Origin of the sequence: Shouchella rhizosphaerae, from assembly GCF_036700015.1 — a bacterium.
In the GTDB taxonomy this organism is placed as follows: domain Bacteria; phylum Bacillota; class Bacilli; order Bacillales; family Bacillaceae_D; genus Shouchella; species Shouchella rhizosphaerae.
The window spans coordinates 411,926-424,207 of the sequence record NZ_CP144921.1 but is presented as its reverse complement, the minus strand read 5'-3'; the positions used below and the strand labels follow the sequence as shown (position 1 = coordinate 424,207).

Annotated in this window: 11 protein-coding genes; all 11 read left to right on the top strand. The window is 45.2% G+C overall.

Annotated elements, in window-relative coordinates; genetic code table 11:
- Nucleotides 1-147: 147 nt before the first annotated feature.
- The 11 genes from speD to dacB all read left to right on the top strand — a co-directional run bounded on the left by speD (nt 148) and on the right by dacB (nt 12,225).
- Nucleotides 148-537 carry an adenosylmethionine decarboxylase gene (gene speD, locus V5G21_RS02340; protein ID WP_011247547.1) on the top strand — a complete coding sequence of 130 codons (390 nt, stop codon included), beginning with the start codon at nt 148-150 and terminating at the stop codon, nt 535-537.
- A 113-nt stretch (nt 538-650) separates the two neighbouring features.
- Complete coding sequence (locus V5G21_RS02335) at nt 651-1,052, top strand: hypothetical protein (RefSeq protein WP_011247546.1); 402 nt, start codon at nt 651-653, stop codon at nt 1,050-1,052.
- Between the two features lie 94 nt (nt 1,053-1,146).
- Nucleotides 1,147-1,602, top strand: coding sequence for a transcriptional regulator NrdR (nrdR, locus tag V5G21_RS02330; protein WP_011247545.1), 456 nt, complete (start codon nt 1,147-1,149; stop codon nt 1,600-1,602).
- Nucleotides 1,603-1,661: 59 nt separating this feature from the next.
- Nucleotides 1,662-3,104 (top strand): replication initiation and membrane attachment family protein, encoded by a 1,443-nt coding sequence (locus V5G21_RS02325; protein WP_035201884.1) that lies wholly within the window; start codon nt 1,662-1,664, stop codon nt 3,102-3,104.
- A complete protein-coding gene (gene dnaI / locus V5G21_RS02320; RefSeq protein WP_011247543.1) occupies nt 3,092-4,021 on the top strand; it encodes a primosomal protein DnaI in 930 nt (309 codons plus the stop codon). The genes V5G21_RS02325 and dnaI overlap by 13 nt, the downstream gene beginning before the upstream one ends.
- Nucleotides 4,022-4,227: 206 nt before the next feature.
- Nucleotides 4,228-5,340 carry a cyclic dehypoxanthinyl futalosine synthase gene (gene mqnC / locus V5G21_RS02315; RefSeq protein WP_035201881.1) on the top strand — a complete coding sequence of 371 codons (1,113 nt, stop codon included), beginning with the start codon at nt 4,228-4,230 and terminating at the stop codon, nt 5,338-5,340.
- A 140-nt stretch (nt 5,341-5,480) separates the two neighbouring features.
- A complete protein-coding gene (ytxC, locus tag V5G21_RS02310; RefSeq protein WP_011247541.1) occupies nt 5,481-6,329 on the top strand; it encodes a putative sporulation protein YtxC in 849 nt (282 codons plus the stop codon).
- A gap of 307 nt (nt 6,330-6,636) precedes the next feature.
- Nucleotides 6,637-8,568, top strand: coding sequence for a threonine--tRNA ligase (gene thrS, locus V5G21_RS02305; protein ID WP_011247540.1), 1,932 nt, complete (start codon nt 6,637-6,639; stop codon nt 8,566-8,568).
- A gap of 149 nt (nt 8,569-8,717) precedes the next feature.
- Nucleotides 8,718-9,716, top strand: coding sequence for a Gfo/Idh/MocA family protein (locus V5G21_RS02300; protein ID WP_035201877.1), 999 nt, complete (start codon nt 8,718-8,720; stop codon nt 9,714-9,716).
- A gap of 2 nt (nt 9,717-9,718) precedes the next feature.
- Nucleotides 9,719-10,645 carry an aldo/keto reductase gene (locus V5G21_RS02295; protein WP_035201875.1) on the top strand — a complete coding sequence of 309 codons (927 nt, stop codon included), beginning with the start codon at nt 9,719-9,721 and terminating at the stop codon, nt 10,643-10,645.
- A 110-nt stretch (nt 10,646-10,755) separates the two neighbouring features.
- Nucleotides 10,756-12,225, top strand: coding sequence for a D-alanyl-D-alanine carboxypeptidase/D-alanyl-D-alanine endopeptidase (dacB, locus tag V5G21_RS02290; RefSeq protein WP_011247537.1), 1,470 nt, complete (start codon nt 10,756-10,758; stop codon nt 12,223-12,225).
- Nucleotides 12,226-12,282 lie beyond the last annotated feature (57 nt).

The following is a 12,282-nucleotide window of genomic DNA, read 5'->3' as shown; positions in this document are numbered from 1 at the left end:
AATCCCGTGAGTTCGTTTAAAAACGGGATTCGTTTTTCTTGCAGCATGGGTTAGGACCTCTTAGGACTAACTTTCCCCCCTGTACGAAGACGATCCTACATGCATGCTTTTGCTGCATGGCGAATTACCGAAAAGGGGGAAGTTCATATGGATACAATGGGACGTCATGTCATTTCTGAGCTTTGGGGTTGTGACACAAACAAGCTAAACAACATGGAATTTATCGAACAAGTATTTGTAAATGCAGCTTTAAGAGCTGGAGCAGAAGTGAGGGAAGTAGCGTTTCATAAGTTTGCCCCACAAGGGGTGAGCGGAGTCGTGATCATTTCTGAGTCGCATTTAACGATTCACAGTTTCCCAGAACATGGCTATGCGAGCATAGACGTTTATACATGTGGTCCAGTTATAGATCCAAACGTTGCTGCTGAGTTTATTGCAAGAGAGTTGAATGCAACAACAAGCGAAGTGCTGGAATTGCCACGAGGAATGGGACCGGTTAAGCCAGAAAAACGATTAAGCCACAGTGCTGTTAAATAAATTAGGGGAACCGCCGAGCATACTGCTTGGCGGTTTCTTTTTGCTATAAATGGATGCGCTTTCGTGATTTATGGTATGATAAAGGCAACGTTTACACAGGGGGAGAGAGCAGGATGGGTTTTCGTGAAACAATGAACCGTATTTTCAGCACACGCACTGAAACCGGGGAAGAGCACCCAGTGAAAGAGTTGCAAACACGTTACTATAAAACAACGAAAGACAAGGCTATGCGTACAATTGAACAAGTGCTGACACAACAAGGATTGACGATAAAGCGGAGCGAAGATGACAGAGGGGAAATTGTGGCACAAACGAAATCAGGGAAAAAACTACTGTTAGTCGCATCCATTATTACAGTAAAACCGTATCGGACCGCGGTTGATTTTTCTTGTGCAACGGAAACCGTGCTTCCAAGCGATTTTGGCTACAGCCGGAAATTCATTTTAGCTCTTTACCAGAAACTTGACCAGGAATTAACGTACGTCGGTTCAGCGCTAGGCCAAGAGCTGCTGTAAGAGGCTTGCCACAGGCGCCCTTTTTTTATATGATAGAAGAAACCAATCTCATTTTGGTATTCACGTCCTTTGGGCACAGATGGAGATGATTGCAATGCGCTGTCCCAAATGTCAGCATAACGGCACAAGAGTGCTCGATTCCAGGCCAAGTGATGAAAGCCGCTCGATCAAACGGAGGCGGGAGTGCGAAAAATGTTTGCAACGTTTTACCACCTATGAGACAGTGGAAGAACGACCTCTTCTCATCATTAAAAAAGACGGTATGCGTGAGGAATTTAGCAGTGATAAAATGCTGCGCGGTCTTGTGCGTGCCTGTGAGAAACGCCCCGTTCCCCTTGAAACGCTTGAAAAAATGGTATTGGACGTAGAGCGCACGCTTCGCAATGAAGGGAAACAAGAAGTACGGAGTCAGGATGTGGGCGAACTCGTCATGGAACGGCTAGCGAAAATTGACGATGTGGCTTACGTTCGTTTTGCTTCTGTTTACAGACAGTTTAAAGACATCAATGTATTTATAAAAGAATTGACAGAGTTAATGAATAAAAATTAAAAGGAGCTATAAACGCATGGAGCGTTTTAAGCTCTTTTTTAGCGAAAGGGGTAAGGGCCATGCCTTGGCATTGGAAAGAAGTTCTTCCTGTAGACCAGTACACAGTGCGGCTGGCCGATGTTATCACAGACATGGATAACCATGTGCTTACCCTTTTGTACCAGCCTTTGATTGGCACTGAAGCTGTTGGCCTATACAATAGTTTGAGATCGCAGCTTCCGTCAGGGAAGTACCAAGGCGATATCCATACTCACCATCAACTTAGCGTCCTCCTTGACTTGAGTTTGCCTAAGCTGCTCGAAGCGCGGAAAAAGTTAGAAGCAATAGATTTGCTCAGGACATACCGAAAAAAAACAGATGACGTCCGCTTTTTTATGTATGAATTACAGCCGCCAATGAAACCGCACCGTTTTTTCCGAGATGATGTTCTTAGCGTTTTTTTGTATAACAGGCTAGGCAAACAAGGATACCGGGCAGTAAGGGAACGCTTTGCTCTGCCCGTGCTGGACAGTAGCGAGTTTGAAGAAGTGACCGAATCCTTTTCCAATGTGTTTGCCTCTTTAACTCATTCAGAAATGCAGCCAGCGTTAATGAACGAACAAGATGGTGCATTGAAAGGGGCAAATGGAGAGGCGCTGATCGGCAAGGACAGCGATGGCATTCGCTTTGATGATTTTGACGTTGAATTAATGAAGCAAGCGTTGTCTAGCTTTATTGTCCCGCCGGAAGTGTTGACTGATCGATTGATCGACTTGATCAAAAAACTCGCCTTTGTTTACCAAGTTGAGCCGTTAACAATGGCTAATTTAGTTGAGCAAGCATCTCGAGGCGACATGTTGGATGAAGACGACTTACGTAAAACGATCAAAGAGTGGTATCGTCTTGAAAATGGCACAAAACCGCCTGCGCTTGGCTTAAAAACACAGCCGCAGACAGCGCGAACGATGACGAAAGAGCCGCAAACGGAAGAAGAACGGTCGATCCAATTTTACGAGCAGACACCGCCAATGACACTCTTGGAAATGCGCCAAGAAGGAGCAGCGGTTTCTCCAGCCGACGCCCGCTTGATTGAAGAACTCATCGTTGACTATAAATTGCATCCAGGTGTGGCGAACGTGCTGATTGATTACGTCCTATTCCAACACGATATGAAACTTTCCCGCGGCTTTATGTTAAAAATTGCTGGCCATTGGAAGCGAAAAAAAGTAAAAACGGTGCCAGGCGCTATGGGGCTTGTGAAGGAAGACAAACAAAAACAGGCCAATGCATCGCTGCGGCAAACGTATAAGCGAAACGCACGCCAAGACAAACTACCAAAGTGGCTAATGGCTGAGCAAGAAAAGGGAAATAGTCAAGAAAGCAAACAAGCTAGCGGTGTGGCGGAAGCAACTGAATCCAAAACAAGCGCAAGTCAAACAGAGTCAAAAAAACGGATTGCTGCATTAATGGAGGAACGAAAACGACTAAGGGAAAAAAAGGATGAGGGCGAATGGAATCAATAGAACAGGCGCTGAAAGCTTTTGACCAGGATGGGCGCCTGCAAAAACGGATTGAGCGCCAAAGGCAGGAGCTGCTAGATAGCGCGATTGTACAAGCCTTTTTGCAAGACCATCCTGATGTAACCCGCTCGATGATCGACCGTGCCCTTAGCAAACTATACGAGTTTAAAAAGGAACGGGGGAACTGCCAAACTTGCCCTGGGTTAGACCATTGTCCGAATATGATAAAAGGGTTTCAACCGGCGCTTTATACAGAGAGAGGCAGCATTGAGATTTCTTATAGCCGATGCCAACTAAAACGGGAGCAAGAGGCTGAGCAAGCCAAACTACAGCTAATCCAGTCGCTTTATATTCCTAAAGATATCCTTAAAGCAACATTTGACGATATGGAACAAAATGAGGAACGGGCAGATGCGCTAAGTGAAGGGCTCGAATTTGCTTTATCAGCCAATCCAGGAGAAAAGGGAAAGGGTCTATACTTATACGGGAAATTTGGCGTAGGAAAGACCTATTTATTAGGAGCTATCGCAAATGAATTAAAAACAAAAAACATCCAATCCTATTTGATTTATACACCTGACTTTTTTAGGGAAATGAAGCAAGCCATTGGCGATGGGTCCTTTCAAGAAAAGCTGGAAGCTGTCCGAAAAGCCCCTGTTCTGATGCTAGATGACATTGGAGCAGAAACAACAACTGCTTGGACCCGTGACGAAGTTTTAGGTCCCATTCTTCAATACAGAATGGCTGAGAAACTGCCAACGTTGTTTACTTCGAATTACGATTACGATGAGTTAGAAGAGCAGCTTGCCTATTCGGAAAAAGGCGGGATCGAACGGCTAAAAGCAAAACGGATTATGGAAAGGATCAAACATTTTACCACATTCGTAGAAGTGGGCGGACAAAATCGGCGCAGTATGTAGCGCCGATTTTTATATTGTCGATTTTTCGACAACAGCGCTCAGGCGGGTAGAAGCTGCTTGGCAAGCGAGTGGAATTGCGGAAAGTATAGGGGTTCACGAGCGACGTATGTAAGGTTTTAGAGCAATGCTTGGTCATTGGATGTTTAAGGATAACTATGGTACGATGTATAGAGAATACTAGATTACTTGTGCTTGGGGGTACAACAATGAGCATAGATGCCATATTAGAACGGGCAGTAAACGGCGAGCGCATTTCGATGGCCGATGCCGTTAAGCTTTACGAGAGCGACGATCTCGATAAACTTGGCAAAGCAGCTGATACGATTATGAAAAAATGGCACCCTGAGCCAATAACGACATTTGTGATCGGTCGCAATGTGAACTACACGAACTTTTGCGATACATATTGTTCGTTTTGTGCCTTTTACCGACCGCCTAACCATAAAGACGGCTACGTTCTTGATGATGAAGTCATTTTTCAAAAAATCAAGGAAACACAAGACGTTGGCGGGACAGAAATATTAATGCAGGGCGGAACCAACCCTAACTTAAAGCTTGATTACTATACAAACTTGCTAAAAGGCATTAAAGAACGTTTTCCAGATATTTGGATGCATTCCTTTTCCCCTGCGGAAATCTGGAAAATCGCTGAAGTGATGGACATGTCGATTGAAGACGTGCTTCGGGAACTCCACAAAGCGGGGCTTGACAGTATGCCTGGCGGAGGCGCTGAAATTTTGACGGAAGAGACACGGATGCGCGTCAGCCGTTTAAAAGTGACAGCCGATCAGTGGCTTGATGCGATGAAGGCAGCGAAGAAAGTTGGCATGTTTGGTACGGCCACAATGGTCATTGGCTTCGGTGAATCGTTTGAAGAACGAGCCTTGCATTTGCAACGCGTTCGTGATGCCCAAGACGAAACAGAATGTTTTACGGCCTTCATTTCCTGGCTGCTACAACCGGAAAATACAGGGTTAAGAAGGCTGAAAAAATTAACGCCAGAAGATTATTTGAAAAACGTAGCGATTTCAAGGATTTTCCTCGATAATATCGCCAATTTCCAATCTTCCTGGGTGACAATGGGCCCTGAAGTCGGCAAAAAATCGCTTCATTTTGGCTGTAACGATTTTGGTAGCACCATGATGGAAGAAAATGTCGTATCTGCTGCAAATACGACACACAAAGTCAATTCAAATTTGACGCTTAAATTGATTCGCGAAGCTGGAAAAATACCAGCCCAACGTAACACAAAATATGAGATATTAAGAACGTTTTCCAATGACGAAAACGTTGAGAAAGACTTTATCATGCAAAATTGACCCGATTGCTCCGGAGCGACTCCGGAGCTTTTTTGTATGCAATTAGCATGTTTTTGTGCCACCAACATAAATTGATAATAAGCCTGTCTGGCTTCTAGTGAGCTTTAGGTAAGGTTTTGATATGTTAGGGGGAGTCATGCGTGATTGCCATTCATTTTGAAGAGCGCGGCAACTGCTCGCGCCTGTTTGATGAATTGAGGGGCTATATGGCAACCTATAAGCCATATGGTTTTGGCGGGGCAGTGGAAAAAAACAGTGAAGCGACGATCACCGTCCGTTATGAAAACAAAGACGTCGATTTTTATGAGTCGTTCCATCCTTTTTTGGCCTCGATCTTTGCGGAATATGTCATAGAAACAAAGGAAGATGAATGGTTAATGGACATTGCTGAAAACCTTTTTTACTTTACCGACGAAGAGGAAAAGCAGCAAATTGTCGCCATTGCCCAAGCGATTCTTCAAGGGGATCGGAATGATATCCCATCTGTTAAGCCGCATTTTGATAGACGTGCATTTCTATATGACGCCTTCGCCTCACACCTCAACCCGGATACGACATTTTATTACGAACCATTTCTGACATTCCGGCTAAAAGAATATGGAGAAATGTTAATTGATTGTATCGAGCTTGCGATTGACGAATATTTAATGGAACAAGATTACCAGGCAATGGTTGAAAATTTGCGCCATTATATCCGTATCACACCTGCACGGTTGCCAATGGTTTACCTCGTTCACAAGGACATGTTTACGTTTTATGATGAACATTTCCGGGAGTTGACTGCTGAAGAAATGGCTTATTATTTAAAGCAAGAACTTGTATTTGAAACAGGCCTTGATTTTTCTGAAATGGTCATTAGCCCGCTCGTTAGCATGGCTCCAGGGCATGTCCATGTATTTACAGATGAACCAGACCATGGGGTCATTTTAACGATTCAAGCGATCTTCCAAGAACGGCTGACGATTTTCCCTTTGCAAGAACGCCATTGAACGATTACAACGAACAAGCTTGCATTTTTAGCTTTGTTTTTTGTATAATGGCTGTATGAAAAGTGATGATAAGGACACCGCATTCAAGTAAGGCGTTTTTTAGAGAATGGGGCATAGGCTGGGACCCCTAAACGCGACTCGATTGTGACCACCTTTGAACTGCCCTGGGGAATGACAGTATCCAGCGCCGGCCCGCAGCCGTTATCTGTATGTAGAGCATGTAAGTAGGGTGGAACCACGAAACCACACTCGTCCCTTCGATTAAGGGGCGAGTGTTTTTTATTTTAATGCGAAAGGAAGATGAAGTATGACGGACAAACGAATGTTTACGTTTCCTGATGGAACGGTAAAATCATTTCCAATTGGAACGACGACTGAAGCGATTGCTGCTTCTATTAGCCCAGGATTAAAGAAAAAAGCATTGGCTGGAAAACTAAACGGGACATTGTATGATTTGAAAACGCCACTTCCTGAAGATGGGAACATTGAAATTGTCGTCGCAGGATCAGACGAAGGATTAGACATCATGAGGCACAGTACAGCCCATGTGCTTGCCCAAGCAGTCAAGCGATTGTTTCCAGGTGTTAAGTTAGGTGTCGGGCCCGTGATTGAGGACGGCTTTTACTATGACATCGATGCCGACGAATCGATTACGGCAGAAGATTTGCCGCGGATCGAAAAAGAAATGAAAAAAATCATTGGCGAAAATTTAGAGATCCTACGCGAAGAAGTGAGCCGTGAGGAAGCGATTGCCCGCTTTAAAGAAATAAATGACCCTTATAAACTAGAGTTGATCGAAGCCATTCCAGAGGAAGAAACAGTCACGATTTACAAACAAGGCGAATTTTTTGATTTGTGTCGTGGCGTCCATGTGCCATCAACGAATAAAATCAAAGAGTTTAAGTTACTGTCCACTGCAGGAGCTTACTGGCGCGGCGACGCGAAAAACAAAATGTTGCAGCGTATTTATGGAACGGCATTCTTTAACAAAGACGACCTAAACGAACATTTGCGCTTGCTCGAAGAAGCAAAAGAACGAGATCACCGCAAGCTTGGCAAGGAACTTGGTATCTTTGCGCTTTCACCTAAAGTAGGACAAGGGTTGCCTTTATGGTTGCCAAAAGGAGCGACGATTCGCCGTATCATTGAGCGTTACATTGTTGATAAAGAGGAGCGCCTTGGCTACCAGCATGTTTATACGCCGATCCTTGGTTCCTCTGAGCTCTATAAAACGTCTGGGCACTGGGACCATTACCAAGACGACATGTTCCCACCGATGGAAATGGACAATGAAACGCTAGTGTTGCGGCCGATGAACTGCCCCCATCATATGATGGTTTACAAGCAAGACATGCGCAGTTACCGGCAATTGCCGCTGCGAATTGCTGAACTGGGCATGATGCACCGTTACGAAATGTCAGGCGCTGTTTCTGGACTTCAGCGCGTTCGTGGAATGACGTTAAACGATGCCCACATTTTTTGCCGCCCTGATCAAATTAAAGAGGAATTCGTTCGCGTTGTACGTCTTATTCAAGAAGTGTACAAGGATTTTGGCTTAAACGACTATAAGTTTCGACTATCGTACCGTGATCCAGAAGACAAGGAAAAATATTTTGATGACGATGACATGTGGAACAAAGCGCAAGCGATGTTAAAAGAAGCAATGGATACATTAGGGTTGCCATATTATGAAGCGATTGGTGAAGCCGCTTTTTACGGGCCTAAATTGGATGTGCAAGTAAAAACGGCCCTTGGCAAAGAAGAGACGCTTTCGACTGTTCAGCTTGATTTTCTCCTTCCTGAACGCTTTGATTTAACCTATGTCGGCGAAGACGGAAAGCTGCACCGCCCGGTTGTCGTTCACCGCGGGGTTGTCTCAACAATGGAGCGATTTGTTGCTTTCTTGTTAGAAGAATACAAAGGTGCGCTGCCAACATGGCTTGCGCCTGTCCAAGTACAAGTGATTCCTGTATCGAATGAAGTCCACCTGGATTACGCCAAACGTGTCATTGAACAACTGCAACAAGCAGGTGTCCGTGTCGAGATCGACGACCGTGACGAAAAGCTTGGCTATAAAATCCGTGAAGCGCAAATCCAAAAGATCCCTTATATGCTCGTTCTTGGCGACAAGGAAGTGGCAGCTGAAGCGGTAAATGTCCGTAAGTATGGGGAGCAAGCCTCTTCTTCGCAACCGCTCTCTGTCTTTGTCGACGAGATTGGCAAAGAAGCGAGAAAATAAAGGCTGCATAAACGTTCCAGCTAGGTCAAGCCGTGGCTGGAACGTTTATTTCAATTTGGTTACATTGCTTTGAAAGGCGCAAATGCTTATGAATTTATGCTAAGCTAGTGGAGAATTTTTAGATTTGTACGAAATGGAGGAATGGCAGTTTGCATACAGAAGCTTTGAAATGGGGCATTTTAGGGACAGCTTCAATTGCAAAACGAGCAATTATCCCTGGAATCGCTGCATCCGCAAGCGGTGAAGTGGTAGCAATAGCGAGCCGTTCACTTGAAAAAGCCCAGGCATTTGCAGCTGAGCATGACATTAAAACAGCGTATGGTTCTTATGAGGAGCTATTGGCAGATGAGGAAATTGAAGCCGTTTACATTCCGTTGCCAAACCACTTGCATAAGGAGTGGGTTATAAAAACTGCCGAAGCCGGAAAGCATGTCCTGTGCGAAAAGCCGATTGCTTTACATGCAGAGGAAGCCGAGGAAATGAAAGGGGCATGCGAGCAGCATCGTGTAGTCCTCGCTGAAGCTTTTATGTACCGTTACCAAGCACGGTACAAAGACATATTAGCCCATATCGATAATGGCGACATTGGCGAAATTCGCGGGATTCGTGCTGTATTTACGTTCAATAATGCAAGCGCTTTCGATAATTTCCGTATGAAACGAGCATATGGCGGCGGCGGCCTTTATGACGTCGGTGTCTATCCACTTTCATTAGCGCGGTTGGTCTTTGGCGAGGAACCCGAAGCAGTGACGATGCATAGTTTTATGCCTGATTCCCATGACCAAGTCGATATGGTAGCAGCAGGGTTAGTTGAATTTTCGAATGGCCGCTACCTGACATTTGATTGTGGAATGTGGGCCGCATTTCGTGATGAAGCCGAAATTATTGGTACAAAAGGACGGATTACTATCCCAACCGCTTTTACTAATGAAGCAAATGGATATGATTTGTATACGAACGATGGCCACACTCATTTTTGCGGCAATGCAGTGGATCACTATGCGTTGCAGGCAGATGCGTTTGCCGCAACGGTCCGCAACGAAAAGCCGTTGCCTTTTTCAGCAGAAGATGCTGTGTTAAACATGAAAGTGCTAGACGCATGCTTGAAGTCACAACTTGAACGAAAACGAATAGAAGTGGAGCGGTGACAATGAAAGCAATCCCTTTCGAAGGCATAACAAAGCCAGTATCCGCCCTCATAATGGGCAGTGACTATTTTTCTCCAGATCATCAAGAGGCCGTTAACAACATTCTTGAGCAGTATGTTTCGATCGGTGGCAATACAATTGATACAGCATTTATTTACAATGGCGGCAAAAGTGAGGTTGCTATTGGGAACTGGCTTGACGCTGGCAACCGGTCGCGAATGAATGTGTTAACCAAAGGGGGCCACCCGAATGAAAAGGGCCATACGATTAATAAACACGACATTGCCGAACAATTAAAAATTAGCTTAGACCGTTTGCAAACAGATGCAGTTGAATTGTATGCCCTTCACCGCGATGATCCAACAGTGCCAGTCGGCGCCATTTTAGAATGGCTTAATGAACATAAAGAAGCAGGGCGGATAGGCGCGTTTGGTGGTTCAAATTGGTCGTTAACAAGGCTGGCCGAAGCGAACGAATATGCCGAAAAACATGGGCTTGTTGGTTTTTCTTTCTCCAGCCCCAATTTAAGTCTTGCCAAAGCCCAACAGCCTTACTGGCCTGGCTGCATTAGCCTTGACCAAACAGCGATTGAATGGCACGTGGAAACGAAGCTGCCTGTGTTCTCGTGGTCTTCCCAAGCACGTGGATTTTTTACTGGCCGCTTTTCTCGGGATGACCGAAGCAATGAAGATTTGGTTCGTGTGTTTTACAATGACGACAATTGGCAGCGCTATGACCGGGCAGAAGCGTTAGGAAAACAAAAAGGGGCAACGACAATTGAGGTCGCTTTAGCCTATGTCTTAAACCAACCTTTTCCTACTGCTGCGATCATTGGACCGCAAAATCAGCAAGAAATGCAGTCTTGTGCAAAAGGGGCAGCATTGGCATTAACTGCTGACGAAGTTGCTTGGCTCGATTTACAAAAATAATGATTGGCATGTAGAAGTTGTTCTTTTTATAGAGGGCAGCTTCTTTTTTAGGTTTATTTTAAAGAAAGTGGAATAAACTGAACGTAGCATCTTAATAGGAGGGGAAACGAGTGAAAAAGAATGGGCGTTTAGCATTGTTGGCGATTGTGGTAGTCTTGCTTGTATTTCCTCTTACAACCTCATTCCAGGCAAAAGAAAAAACGCCACATTTTGCAGATGAAATTGCTGCGCTATTGGAACATGAACGTTTGGCTGGCGCATCTGTTGCCGTGAGTGTCCGGGACGGCGCTACCAATGAACTGTTGTTTGAACACAATGGGAACATGCTGCTCCATCCAGCCTCTTCGATGAAAGTGTTAACTGCCGTTGCTGCTTTAACGGAGCTAGGCTCTGACCATACGTTCAAAACGACCGTGTTTACAGACGGCAAAATAAGCAAACGCGTCCTCCATGGAAATGTATACATAAAAGGGGGTGGCGACCCTACACTCATGGAAGCAGAATTAAATGAGCTTGCACAGGAGGTGCGCAACAAAGGCATCAAAAAAATAAATGGCGATATAATTGCCGATGAATCACGCTATGACGACGTACGGTTATCCCAAGATTTGAATTGGTCAGATGAATCGTTTTATACAGGGGCGCAAGTGTCAGCATTGACTCTTTCTCCGACAGACGACTATGATGCAGGAACCATCTTGGTTGAAGTGACCCCGGGAAAAAAAGCAGGCCAAAAACCAATTGTCACGACGCAGCCTGACGTTAAAGCAGTGCCGATTATAAATGAGGCAGTGACAGTAGCAGCTGAAGAACAGAAATCATTAAAAATAGAAAGAGAACATGGCAAAGCGGACATCCGCATCACCGGCAATGTGCCCATTGGGGCAAGCGCAACAAGAAGTTGGGTAGCTGTATGGGAGCCGGCTCAATATACAACTGCTGTATTTAAGCAGGCTCTTAACAATGCGGGGATTGACATAAAAAAGGCGGACGAGACAATAGGGTACGTGCCTAAAAAAGCAGTGAAACAAGCTGAACGAGAGTCGATGCCTTTGCATGAACTGCTTGTACCGTTTTTAAAGCTTAGCAACAATGGACATGGAGAAGTGCTTGTAAAAGAAATTGGTTATGTAAAAGAAGGAGAAGGGAGCTGGGATGCGGGATTGCCTCTTGTCGCAGAAAGCACCGAGCAGCTTGGGGCAAGCGGTCCTTTATTACTGCGTGATGGCTCGGGCATGTCCCATAAGACGCTCGTTGCAGCAAATGATTTAACGAGCGTGCTCTATCACGCTCAGCAGCAGCATTGGTTTACTGATTTTTACAATGGTCTACCAGTGGCTGGAGAAAAAGAACGGCTTGTTGGCGGAACGTTGCGGAATCGTTTAGGCGGGATAGAAGGGGAAGTGAGAGCGAAAACGGGCTCCCTTACAGGGGTATCAAGCTTAACTGGCTATGCAAGGACAAATGACGGCGATAGCTATTTGTTTACGATTATGGTGAATAATTTCATTGGCGAAAGCCAAACGATTCGACACATTGAAGATGAGATCGTGTTGGCGATTCTTGGCGAATCATCCTAATGAATACGAGGGGCGCGCGGCTAAAGAAAGCTGCGCGCCTTCTGACCGTGCGGTTTG